This window comes from Methylobacterium sp. C33D (assembly GCF_053345825.1).
The window spans coordinates 80901-101571 of sequence record NZ_JBKFAV010000024.1 but is presented as its reverse complement, the minus strand read 5'-3'; the positions used below and the strand labels follow the sequence as shown (position 1 = coordinate 101571).

Sequence of the window (20671 nt, the reverse complement as noted above, 5' to 3'; positions counted from 1 at the left end):
GGATCAGCGACCACAGGATCAGCGACACCGCGCCGGTGGCGGCGGCCGGCACCGAGGCGCCGCCGCTGGTCGCGGCCTTCACGGCCTCCTTGAACGCGTAGAGCGGGCTCGTGCCGATGTCGCCGTAGACCACCCCCAGCGCGCCCAGGACGAGGGCCGGCCGGAGCCGGTCGCGCGCCGCTTCCGCGTCGACCGTGCCGGTATCGGGTCGGGGACTCGCGGCCGGCGCAAGGGTCTGACTCACCGCAGGGCTCCCCAGGGCGCCACCCGGCCCCGACGATTCGGGAACCGGAAGCGACGCCGCAGCGGTGAAGCTAGGGGCAGCGGCCGCGCCGTCCAGCAACGGCGCGATGGCGCTCAGATCAGGGCGGCCAGCTCGTCCGGGCAGGCGTCACCGCGCCGCAGGTAGACGACGGGTGCCCCGGCATGCCGCGCGATCGCGGCGGCCACGGTCGCGGCGGGGGCCGGAGCGCCCGGGCTCTCGCTGACCGCCACGGCGCGCAGCGTCACGCCGTGGAAGCGCAGGGTCTCGCAGGCGGTGAGCGCGTGGCTGATCGCCCCGAGATAGCTCCCGGACACGAGCAGCGCCGGCAGGCCGAGGGCCCGCAGCCAGTCCAGGCCGGTGGCGGCCTCGGTGACCGGGCTCATGAGGCCGCCGACGCCCTCGATCAGCAGCGTGCCGTCGGTGCGGGCGATCTCATCGCGGCACCAGCCGACGAGGTCGGCCAGGTCCAGGGATCGCCCCTCCAGCACGGCGGCCTGATCGGGCGAGAGCGGTGCCGAGAACCGCCACGGCGAGCAGGCCTCCACGGCCTCCTCGTCCAGGGCGAGGCCCTGCGCGTCCAGCAACCGGGCTGTGTCGCTCTCGATGAAGCCGGGATCGCTGAGAGGCGGGACACCGCTCGCGAGCGGCTTCACCGTCCGCACCGCCCGTCCCTGCGCCTGCAGGCGCCGGGTCAGGGCGGCGGTGACGTAGGTCTTGCCGATCTCGGTTCCCGCCCCGGCGATGAACAGAGCCCGCGCCGGCATCGCCGCCTCAGGCCTGGAGGGTGCCGTGGCAGTGCTTGTACTTCTTGCCCGAGCCGCAGGGGCACGGCTCGTTGCGGCCGACGCGGCCCCAGGTGGCGGCGTCGGTCGGATCGCGCTCCAGCACGGCGCCGTCGGCCGCGAGGCCCTGGGCGGCGAAGCCGTAGGCCGGGCCCCCGCCGCCGTCGCTGCCCGAGCCGAGGCCGGCGTAGTCCATCTCGTTCTCGCCGGTGACCGGGTCGAGATGCTGGGCGAACATCGGCGGCAGCGCCGGACCGCCGGCCGGGTAGTCCGCCGGCGGCTCCTGCATCATGATCTCGACTCGCGAGAGCTGCGCGGTGACCTGCTCGCGCAGGGCGGTCACGAGCCCGTTGAACAGGTCGAAGGCCTCGGACTTGTACTCGTTCAGCGGGTCGCGCTGGGCGAAGCCGCGCCAGCCGATCACCTGCCGGAGGTGGTCCAGCGTCACGAGGTGCTCGCGCCAGAGATGGTCGAGCGTCTGCAGCAGGACCTGCTTCTCGATATAGGCCGTGACCTCGGCGCCGTTCTTCTCGGTCCGTTCGGCGTAGGCCGCCTCGGCCGCCTTGAGCAGGCGCTCGCGCATCTCCTCGTCGGCGATGCCCTCCTCCTTGGCCCAATCCTCGACCGGCACGTCGAGGTTCAGGATGTCCTTTACCTGCTCGCGCAGGCCGGCGACGTCCCACTGCTCGGCGTAGGCGTTCTCCGGGATGTGCCGGGTGACGAGATCGTCGATCACGCCCTCGCGCATCTCGTCCACGGTCTCGCGGACGCTGTCCTGGCCCATGAAGTCGCGGCGCTGCTCGAACACGACCTTGCGCTGGTCGTTCATGACGTTGTCGTACTTGAGCACGTTCTTGCGCATGTCGAAGTTGCGCGCCTCGACCTTCTGCTGCGCCTTCTCGATGGCCTTGTTGATCCAGGGGTGGATGATCGCCTCGCCCTGCTCCAGGCCGAGTTTCTGCAACATCCCGTCCATGCGGTCGGAGCCGAAGATCCGCATCAGGTCGTCCTGAAGCGACAGGTAGAACTTCGAGCGGCCGGGATCGCCCTGGCGGCCGGAGCGGCCGCGGAGCTGGTTGTCGATGCGCCGCGATTCGTGGCGCTCGGTGCCGATGATGTAGAGGCCGCCGGGCAGCGCCTTCTTGCGACCCGCCTCCGGATCGGCCGGCTCGCCGGACGCCAGCACCTTGGTGCGGTTCTCGGCGATCTCCGCCTTGATCGCCGCGATGGCGGCGTCGCGCTCCGGACCATCGGCGAGGTGCCCCAGCTCCTTCTCGATCCGCATCTCGAGGTTGCCGCCGAGTTTGATGTCGGTGCCGCGGCCGGCCATGTTGGTGGCGATGGTGATCGCGCCCGGCACGCCCGCCTCGGCCACGATGTAGGCCTCCTGCTCGTGGAAGCGGGCGTTCAGCACGGCGAAGCGCTTGGTCACCCGGCCCTCGCGGGCGGCGGCGTAGACGTCGGTCAGCGCGTTCGGGTCGGAATAGTCGAGCAGGCTGTAGCCGGCCTTCTTGAGCATCTCGGCGAGGTGCTCCGACTTCTCGATCGAGCCGGTGCCGACCAGGATCGGCTGGTGGCGCGCATGCGCCTTGTCGATCTCGGCGATGATGCCCTCGTACTTCTCGCCGACCGTCCGGTAGACCTCGTCGTCCTCGTCGACGCGCTCGACCTCCTTGTTGGTCGGGATGTCGACCACGTCGAGCTTGTAGATCTCGGCGAACTCGTCGGCCTCGGTGGAGGCCGTGCCGGTCATGCCGGCGAGCTTCTTGTACAGGCGGAAGTAGTTCTGGAAGGTGATCGAAGCGAGCGTCTGGTTCTCGGGCTGGATCGTGACCCGCTCCTTGGCCTCGAGCGCCTGGTGCAGCCCCTCCGAGTAGCGCCGGCCCTGCATCATGCGGCCGGTGAACTCGTCGATGATCACCACCTCGTCGTTCTTGACGATGTAGTCCTTGTCGCGGGTGAACAGCGTGTGGGCGCGAAGCGCCTGGTTCACGTGGTGGACCAGCGTGACGTTGTGGGCGTCGTAGAGGTCGCCCTCCTTCAGGAGGCCCGCCTCCCGCATCGCCTCCTCGATGAACTCGTTGCCCTCCTCGGTCAGCGAGACCGTGCGCTGCTTCTCGTCGAGGTCGTAGAACTCCTTGCGCAGGCGCGGCATCAGCGCGTCGACCGCCACGTAGAGTTCCGACCGGTCGTCGACCGGACCGGAGATGATCAGCGGCGTGCGCGCCTCGTCGATCAGGATCGAATCGACCTCGTCGACGATCGCGAAGTTGTGCCCCCGCTGCGCCAGCTGGGACATCTCGTACTTCATGTTGTCGCGCAGGTAGTCGAACCCGTACTCGTTGTTGGTGCCGTAGGTGATGTCGCAGGCATAGGCGTCCTTGCGCTGCGCATCGTCGAGGCCGTGCACGATCGTGCCGACGGAGAGGCCCAGGAACCGGTAGACCTGACCCATCCACTCGGCGTCGCGCGAGGCGAGGTAGTCGTTCACGGTCACGACGTGGACGCCCTTGCCCTCCAGGGCGTTGAGGTAGACCGGCAGCGTCGCCACCAGGGTCTTGCCCTCGCCAGTCTTCATCTCGGCGATGCCGCCCTCGTGGAGCACCATGCCGCCGATGAGCTGCACGTCGAAGTGGCGCTGGCCGAAGACGCGCTTGGCCGCCTCGCGCACCGTGGCGAAGGCCGGCACGAGGATGTCGTCGAGGCTCTTGCCGTTGGCGAGTTCGGCCTTCAGCATGTCGGTGCGGGCGCGCAGGGCCTCGTCCGAGAGGGCCTGGATCTCCGGTTCCAGCGCGTTGATCTGCGCGACGCGCGGGCGGTAGCCCTTGACGCGGCGGTCGTTCGAGGAGCCGAAAATCTTCTTGGCGATGGAGCCGAGCATCGTGGACCTGCGGACGCGCGAGCCCGCCCACGGGTGAGCGTGGCGGGCCGGCCTGGACGGAGTTGGCCGGGCTTATAGAGGTAAACATCGCCCGGCGCACCTGGAAGGGGCAGCCCTCAACGCATGCCGGTACGGTCACGGTTCCGGCACCGGTGAAATGGCCGCGCTTGCCTTCTCGCCCGACGCGGGCCACCTGTGCCGCGGCGCGGCCCCGGCCGATCCGGCGCGCCGCCGAGACGTGAGCCGAGGACTTCGCCCGTATGCCGAACACCGCCCTTCTCCGGCGCGTCAGCGCGCTCGCCGTCATGATCGCGATGCCGGGACTGGCGCTGGCCCAGGCGCCCCAGAAGGCCCCGACCCCGGCCGCCGGCACGCCGGCCGCCGCTTCCCCCGCGGCGGCCCCGGCCGCGGCGCCGAGCGCGGACGCGGTCGTGGCGAGCGTGAACGGCAAGCCGATCACGCAGGGCGACCTCGCCATCGCGGCCGACGACCCGGCCCTGTCGCTGCCCGGCGTCGACGAGGCCCAGAAGAAGAACCTGCTCGTCGACTACATGGTCGACCTGCGCGTCGGCGCGCAGGCCGCCGAGGCCGCCAAGATCGGCGACACGCCTGAGTTCAAGCGCAAGCTCGCCTACTTCCGCGACAAGCTCCTGCTCGACGACTACCTGGAGCAGGAGGCCAAGCGCGCGGTCACGCCCGAGGCGGAGCACGCGATCTACGACCAGACCGTCAAGCTGATGAAGCCCGAGGAGGAGGTGCACGCGCGCCACATCCTCGTGGACAACGAGGCCGAGGCCAAGAAGATCGCCGCGCGGATCAAGGGCGGCGAGGATTTCGCCAAGGTCGCCGCCGAGGCGTCGAAGGATCCGGGCTCGAAGGCCGAGGGCGGCGATCTCGGCTGGTTTACCAAGGAGCGGATGGTGCCCGACTTCGCCAACGCCGCCTTTGCGATGAAGCCCGGCCAGGTGTCCGACCCGATCAAGACCCAGTTCGGCTGGCACGTGATCAAGGTCGAGGAGAAGCGGACCAAGCCGCAGCCGACCTTCGACGAGCTCAAGGAGCAGATCGACCAGCACCTGATCCGCAAGGCGCAGCAGGACATGATCCTGAAGCTCCGCTCGGAGGCCAAGATCGACCGCGCCGACGCGCCCCCGGCCGCGCAGACCGCGCCCGAGCCGAAGAAGTGACGGTCTGAGACTGACCGGCGCGGCCCCGGGGGCCGCGCCGCGTCGTCAGTACGGCCGATCGGGAACGAGGTAGCTGGACTGCGCCGGCGCCGGCTGGGGCGTGATCCCGAGCGCCGAGAGTTCGGCGCTGCGGCGCCCCTCGGCGATCCTGTCGAGCACCGCGATCAGCAGCCACGGGCACGCGATGCCGATGAAGAACGCCATGTGATCCTCCCGCGCCGAACCGAGGGGCCCGTTCGGCTTAGGAAAATAATAGGCGGGCCGGGCCGCGCCGCAAGCGGCAGCCCGGCCGGGATCTCAGATCCAGCCCTGGAGCTCGCGGCGGACGACGTGCTCGATCACCCGCATGCCGAGGTCGCTGTCGTTCAGGCAGGGGATGTAGGCGAAGCGCTCGCCGCCGTTCTCCTCGAAATAGTGGCGGTTCTCGCCGTCGAGCTCCTCGAGGGTCTCCAGGCAGTCCGCCGTGAAGCCCGGGGCGACGATCGCCATCCGCTTCACGCCCGACTTCGCGAGTTCCATCACGGTCTCGTCGGTGTAGGGCTTCAGCCACTCCTCGTTGCCGAAGCGCGACTGGAAGGTCACGCGCATCTTGTCCGGCGACAGGCCCAGCGCCTCGCGGATCAGCCGCCCGGTCTTGTGGCACTGGCAATGGTACGGGTCGCCCTTGAGCAGATAGCTCCGCGGCACGCCGTGGAACGAGGTGAGGATCACCTCCGGCTCGAAGTCGAGCTTGGCCAGACCCTCGCGGATCGAATCGGCCATGGCGGCGATGTAGACCGGGTCGTCGTGATAGGGCGGCGAGACGCGGACGGTGGGCTGCCAGCGCATGTCCATCAGCGCCCGGAAGGCTTGGTCGCAGGCCGTGGCCGAGGTCGCGGCGGCGTATTGCGGGTAGAGCGGCACCAGCAGGATGCGGTCGCAGCCCTGATCGAGCAGCGCCTGGATCCGGCCGGCGACCTCGGGCTTGCCGTAGCGCATCGCCCAGTCGACGACCACGGACTCGCCCATGGCCGCCTGCAGGCGCTCGCACTGGCCGCGGGTGATCGTCTTCAGCGGCCCCTCGTTGAGCGCGTTGTTCCAGACGCTGGCGTAGTCGCGGCCCTTCGGCCCGGGGCGCTTCGTCAGGATGATCAGGTTGAGGAGCGGCCACCAGATCAGCCGGGGCACCTCGATCACCCGGCGGTCCGACAGGAACTCCTTGAGGTACCGGCGCATCGGCCAGTAGGACGTGCCCTCGGGCGTCCCGAGATTCATCAGGAGCACACCGACGCGGCCCCAGGCGACCTTCGGGTGGTCGGCCGGAAGGGTATCCGACGCGGGCTGCAGCGGTGCGAGGGGCCGGCCATTCGCCAGCGCGGCGGGTTCGACGCGTTCGTTCATGGCAGCGTTCCGGCGCCGCGCGCCGAGATCCTTCCTCTGGTTTCCGACATCCGGCGGCCGGCGCGTTCGCCTGAACCGGGCCGGAGGCTTAAAACTCCGTCGGGTGCGCTTCCATGTAGGGTGCGAAGCCGCCCTGCGAAGACCGGACGCGCGATGCCGCACCGCGATCGGCGGCACGCTCGACCCCCGTCCCTAAACACGGGCGGCTCCCGGCCGCAACCGCCGCGCCCATGACGGCGCCCGCCCGCCCCCTATCTGCGCGGGGGATCCGACCGCGAGAGACCATGATCGACACGCCCGTCGCCGACGCCCTCACCGCCTTCCGCGCCTCCGGCTCGTCGTGGCTCGGCCTGCCCTTCTTCGCCGACGGGGAGGCCGACGCCGTGGCGGCGCGGGTCGATGCGCGAATCGCCGCGGGCGCGCGCGTGCTGCCCGCGCCGGACCGGATCTTCCGCGCCCTGTCCGAGACCCCGCTTCAGGAAGTGCGCGTCGTCATCCTCGGGCAGGATCCGTACCCGACCCCGGGGGACGCCAACGGTCTCGCCTTCTCGTTCGTGGGCGCCGGCCGCCTCCCCGCCTCGCTGAAGGTGATCCTGGCGGAGGCGGGCTCCGACCGCGCCGCGGGCGGCGACCTGACGCCCTGGGCGCGGCAGGGCGTGCTGCTGCTCAACAGCGCGCTCACCGTCGAGGCCGGCAAGGCCGGGGCGCATCTGCGCTACGGCTGGGCCGCGCTGACCGACGCGGCGGTGCGCGCCGTCGCGGCGCGTCCGGAGCCCGCGGTGTTCCTGCTCTGGGGCGCCCAGGCGCGGGCCAGGGCCGCGCTGATCGACGCCACCCGCCACGGCGTGTTCGAGAGCGGACACCCCTCGCCGCTCAACCGCGCCCGGGATTTTCCCGGTTCCGACCCGTTCGGCCGGGCCAACCAGTGGCTCGCGACGCGCGGGTGCCGGCCGATCGACTGGCGCCTCGGCTGAGGCCGGTCGCGCTTCCGGGCGTGACCTATTGCGGCTTCGCGGGCGCGGCGGGCTTTGCGGGCGCGGCAGGTTCCTGGCCCGCGGGCAGGAGGACGTTCTTGGCCACCGTTCCCTCGGGCCCGTACTCCCCCGCGACCGCGATGCAGGCCTGGTCGCGGTTCTGCGCCATCTGATTCGACATCAGCGTGAACATCGTCTGCACCCGGTTGCCGAACGGACCCCGCGGCTGAACATCGGCGATCTGCACGTTCTGCTTCGCCAGCAGGGCCTCGAACTGGTCGCTGCCGATCCGATAGCCGCAGACATTCGACGCCGCGAAGATGTAGGCGGCGAATTCCAGGGCCCGGGGTGCCGGGGCGTTCCGGATCTGCGCCTGCGCCGGCAGGGCCGCGAGCGTGGCGGCGGCGAGGAGGGAGATCCGGGTCGTTGTGGAGCGCATGCGCGGCGGTTCCTCGATCGGGGCAGCCTCTGGCGGGCGGCCTCTGGCGGGCGGGACATAGGCCGGACCCGCGCGCGCGCCAATGCGACCGAAGATGCGGGCAATTCGGCCGTCCCCGTTCACGGCCCGTTGGCCATAGGCCCAGTCGGCCGGCCCGCGCGCCGACGAAAAAGCGGTCGTTTTTCCACGGAACGCCGGCGCGTGAGAGAGTGTTAACCTGCTCGCGTCACGCCAGGGCCTGCAGTGTGTCCAAATTCAGGCGGTCCGCATCGCATGTACGGCGTCCAATCCCCGGCGGCCTCCATCCCTCTCCCGGCTCGAGACGCCGACCGGCGCGCCCGGCCGGGCGCGCAAGGAGCCGCCAGCGCGGAGCGGCGTGTCGGGCCGGCCGTCCCGGTCGCCGCGGTCTGTCCGCACCGCTTCTCGCGCTGGGCCTGGGGCGAGGGCCTGCGGGCCGGTCAAACCGTCGCGCTCATGGTTCAGGATCTCGGGCAGGCGGAGGCCATGCGCCTCGGCCTCACCCGCCTCGGCCTGCGCGTCGTCTGCCTCGACTGCGCCGGCCGCGACCAGGCGCTGGCCGACAGCCTGTCCGCGTCGGACGCCGCGCTGGTGGTGGTCGATACGGCGCTCGCCGACGCCTATGCCGGCGTGATGGGCCGGCTCGCCGCCTATCCGGCGGTGTGGTGGAACGGTCCGGGCGCCGACTACGCGAGCCTCGACCTCGCCCTGGCCGAGCAGGCCTGACAGCCTCCTCACCGCCGACAGCAGGTCGCGGCGTCGCGAACCTGAGATCGGCGTGCTACCGTCCGGCGACGCGACCGGCCCCGCGCCAGGGAGGCCGGCGCCGGGAGACGCCGCCATGTCCGCAGCCCTTGCCACGGCCCCAGCCGCCAGCCCGGAGGCGCCGGTGCTGCTGCGCAGCGACGCCGACGGGGTCGCGACGCTGACGCTGAACCGGCCGCAGGCCCGCAACGCCCTGTCGATGGCCCTGATGGGCGCTCTCCTGGCCCAGCTCGACGCGATCCGCGCGGATCCGTCCGTGCGCGTCGTGATCCTGCAGGGCGCCGGCCCCGCCTTCTGCGCCGGCCACGACCTCAAGGAGATGCGCGCCGACCCGTCCCGCGAAGCCACCGAGGCGGTCTTCCGCACCTGCGCCCGGCTGATGCTGAGCCTCACGCGCCTGCCGCAGCCGGTGATCGCCCGGGTGCACGGGATCGCCACCGCCGCCGGGTGCCAGCTCGTCGCCACCTGCGATCTCGCCGTCTGCGCCGAAGACGCCCGCTTCGCCACGCCCGGTGTTCAGATCGGACTGTTCTGCTCGACCCCGATGGTCGCCCTGTCGCGGGCCGTGTCGCGCAAGGCCGCCCTGGAGATGCTGCTGGTCGGCGAGCCGATCGACGCCGCTGAGGCCGTGCGGATCGGCCTCGTCAACCGCGCCGTGCCGCAGGCGGAGCTCGACGCGGCGGTGGGCGCCCTCGCGGCCCGGATCGCCGGGAAGGCCCGGCGCGTCCTGGCGATCGGCAAGGAGGCGTTCGGCCGGCAGATCGAGATGGGCCTGGAGGACGCCTACGGCTACACGGCCGAGGTCATGGTCCGGAACATGATGATGGCCGACGCGCAGGAGGGGATCGACGCCTTCCTGGGCAAGCGGCCGCCCCGCTGGGAGCCGTGAGCCGGCCTCCTGGCGCGATACGACGCAGGCCGTTCGGCGCGCGGCGCGTAGGTGATGGCGCCGCCCTGCCCTAGGATCAGGGTCTGTCCGATCCTGCCGGGCTCGGCGCCGCAACGCGGAACGGCTGATGAGCACCCTCGACCTGCTCGGTCTGACGCTGTCCTTCTACGGCACGATGCCGCCGCCGCGCCCGCCGCGGCCGAACCGCAACGGCGCGACCTGGGCCGCCGCCGTGATCTTCGGCGGCGTCTGCATCGCGACGATCGGGCCGATGATCACCATCTGGAGCTTCCACCGGCCCTACGCCGAGGCCAAGGCGCGCTGCATCGCCTCCGGCGGCCGGGTCCTGTACGGGGCCCTCGACGGCAGCGGACCCTATCGCTGCGAGCGGCCCGCGGCCGCCGCGGCCGCCGCACCCATTGCGCATCCGGCCAAGCCGGCGGATTGATCCCCCCGGCGCACGGGCTTTAGGTCGATCCGGCGCCTCCCGACGCGAACCCGGATAGCCTCACCTTGGAAAACGCGATCACCCGCTGGGTCCAGTCGACCGCCCTGATGCGGTCGGATGTCGAGGCCCTGATCGGCTTCGCGCTGGCGATCGGCGTCACCCTGCACGCCCTGCTGCGCAAGCGCCGGGTCAGCGTGGCGGTGGGCTGGATCGGGCTCGCGTGGCTGTCGCCGATCTTCGGCACCGCCCTGTACCTGACCTTCGGCATCAACCGCGTCTCGCGCCGCGCGCGGCGGCTGCGGACCAAGCCCTCCGACGCGACGCAGCTGCCCGACACCGACGACGCCGTGGTGCCGGAGGCGCTCTGGCCCCTCGACCGCGCGATCCGCCGGATCACCGGCCTGCCGGCCTTCGCGGGCAACACCGTGCAGATGTTCCGCAACGGCGACGCGGCCTACCCGGTGATGCTCGCGGCGATCCGCGAGGCCCGGACCAGCATCGGTCTGTCGAGCTACATCTTCCGGGACGACGCCACCGGCGGCGCGTTCTGCGACGCGCTGGTCGAGGCGCAGGCCCGGGGCGTGAAGGTCCGCGTCATCATCGACGGGATCGGCGGCGGCTACTTCCGGGCGCCGGTCTACCGGCGGCTGACGGCCGCCGGGGTGCCGGCGGCCCTGTTCATGCACTCCGCCCTCCCCTGGCGGATGCCCTTCCTCAACCTGCGCTCGCACAAGAAGCTGCTGGTCATCGACGGGCGGACCGCCTTCACCGGCGGCCTCAACATCTCCCACCCGAACCGCGTCGCCCTGAAGCCCGAGCACCCGATCCGCGACACCCATTTCCGGATGACCGGCCCCGTGGTCGAGCAGCTCGCCGTCGCCTTCGCGGCCGACTGGGCCTTCGTGGACGGCGAGATCCTCGACGGCCCCCCGTGGTTCGTCGACCTCGAGCCGTGCGGACCGAGCGTCGCCCGGGCGGTGACCTCCGGCCCGGACGCGGACGTCGAGAAGATCGAGCAGGTCATCCTCCAGGCGCTGGCCTGCGCGCGCCGGTCGGTGCGCTTCGTGACGCCCTACTTCCTGCCCGACGAGCTGGTGACCGGCGCCCTCGCCCAGGCCGCGACCCGGGGCATCACCGTCGACGTGATCATCCCGCGGGTCAGCGACCACCCGTACATCGACTGGGCGACCCGGGCGCATCTCGACCCGCTGCTGCGGGCCGGCGTGAACGTCTGGCTCGACGAGCCGCCCTTCGACCATTCCAAGGCGATGGTGGTCGACGACGTCTGGTGCTTCGTCGGCAGCGCCAACTGGGACATGCGCAGCTTCCGGCTCAACTTCGAGCTGAACGTCGAGATCATCGACGCGGAGCTCGCGGCCGACCTCGACCGGTTCATGCGCGGCAAGATGCAGGCGCGGCTCAGCCGGGAGGATCTCGCCGCGCGCGTCCTGCCGATCCGTCTGCGCGACGCAGGCGTGCGACTGCTGCTGCCATACCTTTGAACCGGGCGGGGGCGTGCGCCTCCGGCGCCGGGCCCAGATGGACGACGATCGGCCGGTGATCGGAGCGCCCCCGCGGCAGCACCGCGTGCGCGTGGCAGACGAGCCCGCGGGCGAGGCAGCGGTCGAGGCGCAGCGGCAGGACCTCGACCATCGCGTGGGTCGATTGCCGCGGCCCGACGTCGCGGAAGCCCGGGATCAGCGCCGGGCCGACGATGTTGTAGTCGCCGAGCACGGCCGCCCGCGGCGGCAGCTCGCTGACGATGCGGCGGAGCTGGCGCCGGTTCAGCATCTGACCGTGCGACAGGTGGACGTTGGCCACGCCGAACTCGCCGAGATCGAGGATCTGGCAGACTCGGTGCACGAGGGCGCCGGACGGCAGCGCGATGACCCGGGGCGGGGCCGCCCAGGGCTTCGGGCTCCACATGGCGAGCCCGTGGATCCGGCCCGGCAGGGGCGCCCAGGCGTAGTGGCCGCCGATCCGGTCCAGCAGGAAGCCGATGGCACGGGTCGCCTCCTGCATCAGCAGCAGGTCTGGCTTCTCCTGCGCCACCAGGGCGGCGACGTCGTCCACCGCCGCGCCGGTGCGCCGCAGCAGGTTCCAGCTCACGATCTTGAAGGGCTGGTGCGGCCGCTCGGCGGGGCGGATCGGCGTGACGGCTGACGGTGCGGGGACGGAGCGGGCCGGGCGTGCAGCAGGATTCATCGGGCCGGTCTCGTACCTCAACGCGCGGCGCTCCCGCCACCGCCACGCTCTAACGCGCCCGGAGCCGGGACGTTCGACCGCGCTCGCGCCGGACCCGGGCGTGCCGCGGCCGGCCGGGTCGCGGTCCGACCCGCCCGCCCCACAGCCCATCGCCGGGCGCCGCTTGAGGCCGACCCGGTCGGCGGCCTAAGAGCCCGCAAGGCGATGCCGGCCGCTCCGCGGATGGCGCCCACCGCGATCCCACCGATCCCGTCCGGAGGCCATGACGGCGTTCAGCTTCATCCATGCCGCCGACCTGCACCTCGGCAGCCCGCTTTCGGGGCTCGCCGCGCGCGACGCGGATCTGGCCCGGCGCCTCGCCGCGGCGAGCCGGCAGGCCTTCGAGGATCTGGTGAGCCACGCGATCGAGCGGTCGGTCGCGTTCGTGGTGGTGGCGGGCGACGTCTACGACGGCGACTGGGCCGACACCACGATCGGCCTGTTCTTCGCCCGGCAGGTGGCGCGCCTCGACCGCGCCGGCATCCCGACGATCCTCGTGCGCGGCAACCACGACGCCGAGAGCGTCATCACGCGCTCGATCACGCTGCCGGCCTCCGTGCACGTCTTCCCGACCGCCCGCGCCGGCACCCTGCGCCTCGACGTGCTCCGCGTCGCGGTCCACGGGCGCAGCTTCCAGGGCCGGGCGGTGGAGGAGAACCTCTCGCTGACCTATCCGGCCGCCGTGCCGGGCTGGTTCAACCTCGGCGTCCTGCACACCTCCTGCACCGGCCACGCCGCCCACGAGACCTACGCCCCCTGCTCGGTCGCCGACCTCGCGGCCCGGGGCTACGAGTACTGGGCGCTCGGTCACATCCACGAGTACGCGGAGCTGTCCCGGGATCCCTGGATCGTGTTCCCGGGGAATCTCCAGGGCCGGAGCGTGCGCGAGTGCGGCGAGAAGGGCGCCGTCGTGGTCGATGTCGCCGACGGGCGGGTGACCGGCGTCAGCCGCCTGCCCCTCGACCGGGCGCGGTTCGAGCAGGTCACGGTCGACCTCGCGGCGGTGACCGACGCGCGCGGCGCCGTCGAGGCCGTCGAGGCGGCGCTGAGGCCCCTGGCCGCGACCGCGGCGCGCCGGCTGCTCCTGGTTCGCGTCCACCTATCCGGGACCACCCGGGCCCACGACGCCCTCGCGGCCGATCGCGAGACCCTGACGGCCGAGATCCAGGCGGCCGCGCACCGGCTGCACGAGGACATCTGGCTGGAGCGCCTGAAGATCGAGACCCGCCGCCCGCGCGCCGCGGCGGAGCCGACCGGCGCCGCCATCGACCCCGCGGCCCTGCTCGCCGACCTCGACCGCGACCCGGAGTTCCGCGCCCGGGCGAAGGCGGCGCTGGCCGAGATCGGCGGCCGGATGCCGGGGACGGCGGCCGCCGAGGCCGACCTCGACGCCGAGTTCGACGCGCTCTGCGCCGAGGCCGAGGCCCTCGTCCTCGGGCGCCTCGGCGGCCGGCACTGCTGAGTCGCGCGCTAATGGACCCCCGATGCGCCTGATCCGCCTCGCCCTGGAGCGCTACGGCGCCTTCACGGACCGCACCGTCGCGTTCCGGCCGGACGCGCGCCTCCACGTGGTGCTGGGCGCCAACGAGGCCGGCAAGAGCACCGCACTGGCGGCGGTCACCGACCTGCTGTTCGGCTTCGGGAAGACCACGCCCTACGCCTTCCTGCACGACATGCCGCAGCTGCGCCTCGGCGCGGAGATCGCCGCCGCCGACGGCCGCCGGCTGACGTTCCGCCGCCGGAAGGGCAACAGCCGCACCCTCATCGACGCCGCCGACGCGCCGATCGCCGACGACGCGCTCGCCCCGTTCCTCGGCGGCCTGTCCCGGACGGTGTTCTGCCGAGCCTTCGGCCTCGACGCGTCGAGCCTCCGGGCCGGGGGCCGCGAGATGGTCGACGTGGAGGGCGAGGTCGGCGCGAGCCTGTTCGCGGCGGGTTCGGGCCTGCGCGGGCTCACGGAGCTGCAGGCGACGCTCGACGCGGAGGCCGACGCCATCTTCGCCCCGCGTCAGGCGAAGCACCGGACCTTCTACCAGGCGCTGGAGCGCCACGAGACGGCCCGGCGGGCGATCCGCGAGCGCGGCCTGCGCGCCGGCGACTGGCGCGCCCTGAACGACGAGATCGCCGCGGCGGCCGCCCAGCTCGAGGCGCTCCGGGCCGAGCAGAAGGCCGGCGCGGTCGCGCGCGCCCGGCTGGAGCGGTTCAAGCGCGTCCGCCCGATCATCGCCGAGATCGACGCGCTGGAGCGGCGCATCGCCTCCGAGACCGACCTCGTCGACGCGGATCCCGCCTGGATCGCCCGCCTCGGGGCCGCCCTGGACGCGTGCCGCGCCGCGGATTCCGAGGCCGAGCGGGCGGCGGCCGCGCTCGAGCGGGCCCGCGGCGAGGCCGAAGCCGTCGCGGTCGAGCCGGGCCTGACCCAACGGGCCGACGAGATCCTGGCGGCGTTCAGCGGGACCCGGGAATTCGAGAAGGGCGGCACCGACCTGCCCCGCATCGAGGGCGACGCCCACAAGGTCGGGCTGGAGCTGGAGCGGCTGCGCGCGCGCATCGGCGTGCCCGATCTCGCCGCGCTGGAGGACCGCCAGCCCCCGGACGCCGCGCGGGCGCGGACCGAGCGGCTGATCCGCGACGGCCGGACCCTGGCGGCCGCCGAGGAGCAGATCGCCCGCGACCTCGCGGCCGCCCGCGCCGAGCGGGAGCGCCTCGCCCGCGAGGTGGAGGCGGCCGACGCGGCCCGGGATCCAACCCCGCTCCGGGAGGCGCTGAAGCCCCTCGCCCGGCTCCACGAGTGGATCGCCGCCCGCGACACCCTCGACGGCGCCATTCGTCGGGAGGCCGCGCTGCTGCGCAATCAGGCCGAGCGGCTGTCGCCCCCGGTCCCCGACCTCGCCGCCCTCGTCCGGACGCCCCTGCCCGCCCCCGACACGGTGGCGCGCTACCGTCAGCGCCTCGAGGCCAAGACCCGCGAGCACGAGCGGGCCGCCGACCGGTGCGACGCCGCCCGCCGGCAGGTCGCGGTCACCCGGGCGCGGCTGCGCGAGCGCGAGGCCGGACGGCCCGTCGCCACCCGCGAGCGGCTCGACGCCTTGCGGGCGACCCGCGACGCGGCGTTCGCGCCGCTGCGCGACGCCCTCGCGGCCGGCCGGGCGGCCGCCGTCGCCGAGATCGCGGCTTTCGAGCGCGCGCTCCTCGAGGCCGACCGCGTCGCGGACGAGCGGGCCTCCGACGCGGCCCGGGTCGCCGCCCACGCGGCCGACCTGGAGAGGCTCGCCGCCGAGGAGGCGGAGGCTGCGCGGGCCGACGACGTCCTCGCCGGTCTCGCCGCGGAGATCGCGGCGGGCGAGTCGGCGTGGCGCGAGGCCTGGCGGCCCGCCGGTCTCGTGCCCGGACCGCCGGCCGAGATGGCCGCCTGGCTCGCCGAGGTGGAGAGCCTGATCGAGGCCGAGCAGCGCCTCGCCGCGCAGCGGATCGAGGCCGAGCGGCTCCTGGCGCGGATCGAGACCGCGCGGGCACCGTTGTCCGACCTGCGCAGCCGCGCCGGCCTCGACGCCGCGCCGGACCTCGAGATCGCCGCCGCGCTGGACGGGCTCGAGGCGCGGATCGCCGCCCTGGCGGGTCGCTGGGAGGCCAACCTGCAGACCGCCGGCCTGCTGCGCGCGGCCGGACTGTCGGTCGAGCGGCTGGAGGCGAGCCTCGCCGAGACCGCCGCCCGCCGCGCCGCGTGGCGGGCCGACTGGGCGGCGGCGCTGCTGCCCCTCGGCCTCGACGGCTCGGCCGGCCCGGAGGAGGCGGAGGGCGCGCTGGAGGCGTGGCGCGGCGTGCCGGACCGGCTGGCGGAACGGGCCGCTCTGCAGCGGCGCGCCGCCGGGATCCGCCGGGACATGGAGGCGTTCCGGGCCGCCGCCGCCGCCCTGGTCGAGGCCCTGGCGCCCGACCTCGCGGAGGTCTCGCCCGCCGGTGGGATCCGAGCGCTCCACGGCCGCCTCGTCGCCGCGCAGGCCCGCGAGGCGCGCCGCGCCGAGCTCGATCGCCGGCGCGACGACGCCGAGGCGGCCGATCGCGCCGCCGCCGACGGGCGCGACGCGGCGCGGGCGACGCTCGTCCGCCAGGTGGCCGAGGTGATGCCGGACCTCGCCGCGGCACCGACGCCGGAGATCGACCGATTGTTCGGCCGCCTCAGCGCGCGGGAGGCGCTGCGCGCCGAGCGCCTGCGGCTCCGCGGCACGCTCGCGGGCGCGGCCGACGGGCTTCCCGAGGCCGAGCTGCGCGCCGGCCTGGAGTCCCTGTCCCCGGAGGCGATCGAGGCGGAGCTGGTGCGGCTGTCGCTCGAGGCCGAGGAGCAGGCCGAGCGCGGGCAGGTCATCTTCGCGGACCGCGACCGGGCGGAGCGGCGGCGGGCGGAGCTGGAGGGCGGCACCGGCGCCGAGCTGGCCCTCGCGGAGCGCAAGGCCGCGGAGGCGGATCTGCAGGCGGCGGCGCGCTCCTGGGCCGTGCTGCGGCTCGCCGGGCTGATGCTTGGGCAGGCCGTCGCCCGCCACCGCGCCGGGCAGCAGGACCCGCTCGTCGCCCGGGCGGGCGCGCTGTTCTCGGCCCTGACCGGCGGCGCGTACTCCGGCCTGACGCAGGTCTACGACGAGGCCGACACGCCGAAGCTCGCCGGGCAGCGTGCCGGCGGCGGCACGGTCGCGATCGAGGGCATGAGCGAGGGCACCCGCGACCAGCTCTATCTCGCCCTGCGGCTGGCCTATCTGGAGGATTACGCCGGCCGCGCCGAGCCGGCCCCCTTCATCGGCGACGACCTGTTCTCGACCTTCGACGAGACCCGGACGGGCTACGGCCTGGACGCGCTGGCGGCGATCGGCACCCGGGTCCAGCCGATCCTGTTCACGCACCACCGCCACGTCGCGGACATCGCCCGCGACCGGCTCGGCGAGTCCGTCGACGTGGTGACGCTGTAGGCGACGGAGGGGGCCGGTCCGTCCCCTCCCCGCCGCCGCGCATCAGGCGCCCGCGCCCCCGAAGTAGCGCGCCTCCAGATGGGCCCGGAACGCCGCCGTGCCGAGCCTCGACCCGGTGGCGCGGGTGAGGAGGTCGTCGGTGTCGAGCAGGCTCCCCACCGCGTGGACATGCGTGCGGAGCCAGTCCCGCAGAGGTCCGAAATCGCCCTGCGCGAGGCAGCCCGGCAGCGCCGGCTCGGCCGCGCGGGCCGCCCGGAACAGCTGCGCGGCCGCCAGGGCGCCGAGCGTGTAGGTCGGGAAATAGCCGAAGGCGCCGCTCGGCCAGTGGATGTCCTGGAGGCAGCCGACCCGGTCGTCGGGCACCGTGAGCCCGAGGAGGTCGCGCAGGCCGTCGTTGAAGGCCCCCGGCAGGTCGCGCACGGCGAGGTCGCCCGCGATCATCGCGGTCTCCAGCCGGTAGCGCAGGAGGATGTGGGCCGGGTAGGTCGCCTCGTCGGCATCCACGCGGATGAAGCCCGGCGCGACCCGGGTGTTGAGCGCGTGCAGGTTCTCCGGCGACCATTCCGGCCCGGAGCGCCCGAACGCCGCCTGCAGGAGCGGCGCCAGGAAGGTGAAGAACTCGCGGCTCCGGCAGGCCTGCATCTCGACGATGAGCGACTGGCTCTCGTGCAGGCTCATCCCCCGCGCCGCACCGACCGGCTGGTTCCGCCACGCCGCCGGCCGGCCCTGCTCGTAGAGGGCGTGCCCGGTCTCGTGGAGAACGCCCATCAGCGCCCGGCCGAAATCGGCCGCGTCGTAGCGGGTGGTGATCCGCACGTCGTCGGTGGCGCCGCCGCAGAACGGGTGCAGGCTGATGTCGAGCCGGCCGCGGGTGAAGTCGAAGCCCACCGCCTCCATCAGCGTCAGGCCGAGGTCGCGCTGCACCGCCACGTCGAACGGCCCGGCGAGCGGGAGCGGCGCCGGCCGGGACGCCTGGATTTCCCGGGCGCGGGCGATCAGGGCCGGCAGCCAGCCGGTCAGGTCCGCGAAGAGCGGGTCGATCGTCGCCCGGCGCATGCCGGGATCGTAGCTGTCGAGCAGCGCGTCGTAGGGATCGAGGCCGAGGGCCGCGCCCTTCGCCTGGCCGATCTCCCGCTGGAGCCGCAGCACCTCGGCGAGGTGGGGTTCGAGGCGGGCGAAATCGGCGTCGCGCCGCGCCTCGCGCCAGACCATCTCCGAGCGGGACACCGCGCGGGAGCTGGCCTCGACGAGGTCGCGGGGCACCGCGGTGGCGTGGGCCTGGGCGCGGCGCATCTCGCGCAGGTTGGCGGCGGCCCAGGGTTCGAGATCCCCGCCCCGCTCGGCCGCCGCCAGCTCCTCGGCGGCCTCGGGGGCGGTGAGCATCCCGTGGGCGAGCCCGCGCAGGATCGCGAGCTGGTCGCCGCGGGCCTCGGCGGCGCCGTCCGGCATCAGCGTCTGCGCGTCCCATCCGAGGATCCCGGCCGCGCCCTCCAGGGCGGCGAGCCGGGCGAAGCGCTGCTCGAGGGTCTGATAGGCGGTCATGCGGTCTCCGATGCGGTACGTCTCGCGGCGCGGTGCTGCGGCTCTCACCCCGCCTGAAGCATCTCCAGTTCCAGCCAGCGGTCCTCCGCCTGCGACAGCTCCGTCTCGGCCTGGGCCAGCATGGTCGAGGCCTTGTCGAACCGGGCCGGGTCGCGGGCGTAGAGCTCGGGGTCGGCGAGGATCGTCCGGAGCTGGGCGATCGCCGCCTCCAGCTTCTCGATGCGGGCCGGCAGCGTCTTCAATTCGTGCTGGTCCTTGAAGCCGAGCTTGGGCTTGCCCGCCGGCTGGGCGGCCGGGGCGGCGGCGCGCTCGCGCGGCTCCTTCGCCTTCGGCGCGACGGTCCGCGCCTCGACGCCCTGCCCGCGCTGGACCAGCATGTCGCTGTAGCCGCCGGCATACTCGACCCACCGGCCCGCCCCCTCGGAGACCAGCACGCTGCCGACCACGCGGTCGAGGAAGTCGCGGTCGTGGCTGACTAGGATCAGCGTGCCCTGGTAGTCGCCCAGCATCTCCTGGAGCAGGTCGAGGGTCTCGAGGTCGAGGTCGTTGGTCGGCTCGTCGAGGACGAGGAGGTTGGCCGGCTGGGCCAGGGCCCGGGCGATCAGCAGCCGGTTGCGCTCGCCGCCGGACAGCACCGAGACCGGCGTGCGCGCCTGCTCGGGCGTGAACAGGAAGTCCTTGAGGTAGCCGATCACGTGGCGGCTCTGGCCGTTCACCGTGACGCTGTCGCCGCGGCCGCCGGTCAGCACGTCGGTGACGGTCATCCCGGGCTCCAGCACGGCGCGGGCCTGATCGAGCACGACCGGCAGAAGGTTGGTGCCGAGCACCACCTGCCCGGAATCCGGCGCGAGCCGGCCCATCAGCAGGTTGATCAGCGTGCTCTTGCCCGCGCCGTTCGCCCCGACGATGCCGAGCCGGTCGCCCCGCATCACCCGCAGGGACAGGCCGTCGACGATCTTGCGCTCGCCGTAGCTCTTCGCGATGTCGCGGGCCTCGACGACGAGGCTCCCGGAGGATTCGGCGTCCGAGGCCTGCATGCTGACGCTGCCCACGGGACGGCGCACCTCGCGGCGGTTCTGCCGGAGTTCGTGCAGGTTGCCGAGGCGGCGGACGTTGCGCTTGCGCCGCGCGGTGACGCCGTAGCGCAGCCAGTGCTCCTCGGCGGCGATCTTGCGGTCGAGCTTGTGCTGGTCCCGCTCCTCCTCCTCGAAGAAGGCGTCGCGCCACGCCTCGAAGCTGGAGAAGCCCTGGTCGATCCGGCGGGTCTCGCCGCGGTCGAGCCAGATCGTGGCCCGCGACAGGGCCGAGAGGAACCGCCGGTCGTGGCTGATGAGAACGAGGGCCGCGCGGGTGCCCTTCAGCTCGGTCTCGAGCCACTCGATCGCCGGCAGGTCGAGATGGTTGGTCGGCTCGTCGAGGAGCAGCACGTCGGGCTCCGGCGCGAGCGCCTGGGCGAGCGCGGTGCGGCGCCCCTCGCCGCCGGAGAGCTTGCTCGGATCCTCCGCGCCGGTCAGGCCGAGGCTCTCCAGCAGGTAGCGGGCGCGGTGGGTCGATTCGCCCGGCGGCAGGCCGGCCTCGACGAAATCCAGGGTGGTGGCGAAGCCGGTGAAATCGGGCTCCTGCGCGAGGTAGCGGATCGTCGTCCCGGGCTGGACGAATCGCCGGCCCCGGTCGGGCTCCGCGAGGCCCGCGGCGATCTTCATGAGCGTCGACTTGCCCGACCCGTTCCGGCCGACGAGGCAGGTGCGCTCGCCCGGAGCGATGGCGAGGCTCGCGCTCGTGATCAGCGGCGTGCCGCCGAAGGTGAGCGCGACGTCCTGGAGGGTGAGGAGCGGGGGAGCGGCCATGGGCCGGCTTATGGCAGCGTGGGGCGGCCTGTTCAAACGGAGCCGCCCC

17 protein-coding genes are annotated in these 20671 nt (G+C 73.4%); 8 read left to right on the top strand and 9 right to left on the bottom strand.

The genetic code is table 11. The features are described 5' to 3' along the window. The 3 genes from ACLBXO_RS19825 to secA form a co-directional block, all read right to left on the bottom strand. A partial coding sequence (locus ACLBXO_RS19825) for a KUP/HAK/KT family potassium transporter (RefSeq protein ID WP_447686409.1) occupies positions 1–244 on the bottom strand: 244 nt, incomplete at its 3' end. A 113-nt stretch (positions 245–357) separates the two neighbouring features. Continuing rightward, complete coding sequence (bioD, locus tag ACLBXO_RS19820) at positions 358–1029, bottom strand: dethiobiotin synthase (protein WP_331315000.1); 672 nt, start codon at positions 1027–1029, stop codon at positions 358–360. A 7-nt stretch (positions 1030–1036) separates the two neighbouring features. Beyond that, a complete protein-coding gene (gene secA / locus ACLBXO_RS19815; protein ID WP_331315001.1) occupies positions 1037–3928 on the bottom strand; it encodes a preprotein translocase subunit SecA in 2892 nt (963 codons plus the stop codon). Positions 3929–4188: 260 nt separating this feature from the next. On the opposite strand from secA, the gene ACLBXO_RS19810 reads away from it, so the two are divergent. Continuing rightward, positions 4189–5115 (top strand): peptidylprolyl isomerase, encoded by a 927-nt coding sequence (locus ACLBXO_RS19810; protein ID WP_447686408.1) that lies wholly within the window; start codon positions 4189–4191, stop codon positions 5113–5115. 45 nt (positions 5116–5160) lie between these two features. On the opposite strand, the gene ACLBXO_RS19805 is transcribed toward ACLBXO_RS19810, so the two are convergent. Then, positions 5161–5319: a hypothetical protein gene (locus tag ACLBXO_RS19805; protein WP_012317739.1), complete on the bottom strand. Its 159-nt coding sequence runs from the start codon at positions 5317–5319 to the stop codon at positions 5161–5163. Positions 5320–5412: 93 nt separating this feature from the next. Continuing rightward, positions 5413–6495 (bottom strand): ferrochelatase, encoded by a 1083-nt coding sequence (hemH, locus tag ACLBXO_RS19800; protein WP_331315012.1) that lies wholly within the window; start codon positions 6493–6495, stop codon positions 5413–5415. A 284-nt stretch (positions 6496–6779) separates the two neighbouring features. Here hemH and ACLBXO_RS19795 point away from each other — a divergent pair, with 284 nt between their 5' ends. Continuing rightward, positions 6780–7469, top strand: a complete 690-nt coding sequence (locus ACLBXO_RS19795; protein ID WP_447686407.1) for a uracil-DNA glycosylase — start codon at positions 6780–6782, stop codon at positions 7467–7469. A 25-nt stretch (positions 7470–7494) separates the two neighbouring features. Here ACLBXO_RS19795 and ACLBXO_RS19790 read toward each other — a convergent pair whose 3' ends face one another. Then, positions 7495–7908 (bottom strand): hypothetical protein, encoded by a 414-nt coding sequence (locus tag ACLBXO_RS19790; protein ID WP_331315008.1) that lies wholly within the window; start codon positions 7906–7908, stop codon positions 7495–7497. A 273-nt stretch (positions 7909–8181) separates the two neighbouring features. On the opposite strand from ACLBXO_RS19790, the gene ACLBXO_RS19785 reads away from it, so the two are divergent. From ACLBXO_RS19785 to ACLBXO_RS19770, 4 genes are all read left to right on the top strand, one after another. After that, positions 8182–8652: an AMP-dependent synthetase gene (locus ACLBXO_RS19785; protein WP_447686406.1), complete on the top strand. Its 471-nt coding sequence runs from the start codon at positions 8182–8184 to the stop codon at positions 8650–8652. 115 nt (positions 8653–8767) lie between these two features. After that, positions 8768–9580: an enoyl-CoA hydratase gene (locus ACLBXO_RS19780; protein WP_331315005.1), complete on the top strand. Its 813-nt coding sequence runs from the start codon at positions 8768–8770 to the stop codon at positions 9578–9580. A 127-nt stretch (positions 9581–9707) separates the two neighbouring features. After that, positions 9708–10028: a hypothetical protein gene (locus tag ACLBXO_RS19775; protein ID WP_331315004.1), complete on the top strand. Its 321-nt coding sequence runs from the start codon at positions 9708–9710 to the stop codon at positions 10026–10028. A gap of 65 nt (positions 10029–10093) precedes the next feature. Then, positions 10094–11530 carry a phospholipase D-like domain-containing protein gene (locus ACLBXO_RS19770; RefSeq protein WP_331315003.1) on the top strand — a complete coding sequence of 479 codons (1437 nt, stop codon included), beginning with the start codon at positions 10094–10096 and terminating at the stop codon, positions 11528–11530. On the opposite strand, the gene ACLBXO_RS19765 is transcribed toward ACLBXO_RS19770, so the two are convergent. Next, entirely contained in the window at positions 11448–12233 is a 786-nt protein-coding gene (locus ACLBXO_RS19765) for an endonuclease/exonuclease/phosphatase family protein (protein WP_331315002.1), read from the bottom strand. The genes ACLBXO_RS19770 and ACLBXO_RS19765 overlap by 83 nt on opposite strands. Before the next feature lie 262 nt (positions 12234–12495). Between ACLBXO_RS19765 and ACLBXO_RS19760 the strand changes: the two genes are divergently transcribed. Together ACLBXO_RS19760 and ACLBXO_RS19755 are read left to right on the top strand one after the other, a co-directional pair. Continuing rightward, entirely contained in the window at positions 12496–13734 is a 1239-nt protein-coding gene (locus ACLBXO_RS19760) for a metallophosphoesterase family protein (protein ID WP_447686405.1), read from the top strand. A 22-nt stretch (positions 13735–13756) separates the two neighbouring features. Beyond that, positions 13757–17233, top strand: coding sequence for an AAA family ATPase (locus tag ACLBXO_RS19755; RefSeq protein WP_447686404.1), 3477 nt, complete (start codon positions 13757–13759; stop codon positions 17231–17233). Positions 17234–17275: 42 nt separating this feature from the next. Here ACLBXO_RS19755 and ACLBXO_RS19750 read toward each other — a convergent pair whose 3' ends face one another. Then, positions 17276–18775: a carboxypeptidase M32 gene (locus ACLBXO_RS19750; protein WP_447686403.1), complete on the bottom strand. Its 1500-nt coding sequence runs from the start codon at positions 18773–18775 to the stop codon at positions 17276–17278. A 44-nt stretch (positions 18776–18819) separates the two neighbouring features. Beyond that, on the bottom strand, positions 18820–20622 hold the full coding sequence (locus ACLBXO_RS19745) for an ATP-binding cassette domain-containing protein (protein ID WP_447686402.1): 1803 nt from the start codon (positions 20620–20622) through the stop codon (positions 18820–18822). Between the last annotated feature and the right edge of the window lie 49 nt (positions 20623–20671).

Excerpts from the sequence above, each read along its gene's own strand:
- ACLBXO_RS19805 (WP_012317739.1), bottom strand. The coding sequence starts at position 5,319 with ATGGCGTTCTTCATCGGCATCGCGTGCCCGTGGCTGCTGATCGCGGTG.
- ACLBXO_RS19810 (WP_447686408.1), top strand. The coding sequence starts at position 4,189 with ATGCCGAACACCGCCCTTCTCCGGCGCGTCAGCGCGCTCGCCGTCATG.
- ACLBXO_RS19780 (WP_331315005.1), top strand. The coding sequence starts at position 8,768 with ATGTCCGCAGCCCTTGCCACGGCCCCAGCCGCCAGCCCGGAGGCGCCG.
- secA (WP_331315001.1), bottom strand. The coding sequence starts at position 3,928 with ATGCTCGGCTCCATCGCCAAGAAGATTTTCGGCTCCTCGAACGACCGC.
- hemH (WP_331315012.1), bottom strand. The coding sequence starts at position 6,495 with ATGAACGAACGCGTCGAACCCGCCGCGCTGGCGAATGGCCGGCCCCTC.
- ACLBXO_RS19750 (WP_447686403.1), bottom strand. The coding sequence starts at position 18,775 with ATGACCGCCTATCAGACCCTCGAGCAGCGCTTCGCCCGGCTCGCCGCC.
- ACLBXO_RS19745 (WP_447686402.1), bottom strand. The coding sequence starts at position 20,622 with ATGGCCGCTCCCCCGCTCCTCACCCTCCAGGACGTCGCGCTCACCTTC.
- ACLBXO_RS19775 (WP_331315004.1), top strand. The coding sequence starts at position 9,708 with ATGAGCACCCTCGACCTGCTCGGTCTGACGCTGTCCTTCTACGGCACG.
- bioD (WP_331315000.1), bottom strand. The coding sequence starts at position 1,029 with ATGCCGGCGCGGGCTCTGTTCATCGCCGGGGCGGGAACCGAGATCGGC.
- ACLBXO_RS19760 (WP_447686405.1), top strand. The coding sequence starts at position 12,496 with ATGACGGCGTTCAGCTTCATCCATGCCGCCGACCTGCACCTCGGCAGC.
- ACLBXO_RS19795 (WP_447686407.1), top strand. The coding sequence starts at position 6,780 with ATGATCGACACGCCCGTCGCCGACGCCCTCACCGCCTTCCGCGCCTCC.
- ACLBXO_RS19755 (WP_447686404.1), top strand. The coding sequence starts at position 13,757 with ATGCGCCTGATCCGCCTCGCCCTGGAGCGCTACGGCGCCTTCACGGAC.
- ACLBXO_RS19765 (WP_331315002.1), bottom strand. The coding sequence starts at position 12,233 with ATGAATCCTGCTGCACGCCCGGCCCGCTCCGTCCCCGCACCGTCAGCC.
- ACLBXO_RS19785 (WP_447686406.1), top strand. The coding sequence starts at position 8,182 with ATGTACGGCGTCCAATCCCCGGCGGCCTCCATCCCTCTCCCGGCTCGA.
- ACLBXO_RS19790 (WP_331315008.1), bottom strand. The coding sequence starts at position 7,908 with ATGCGCTCCACAACGACCCGGATCTCCCTCCTCGCCGCCGCCACGCTC.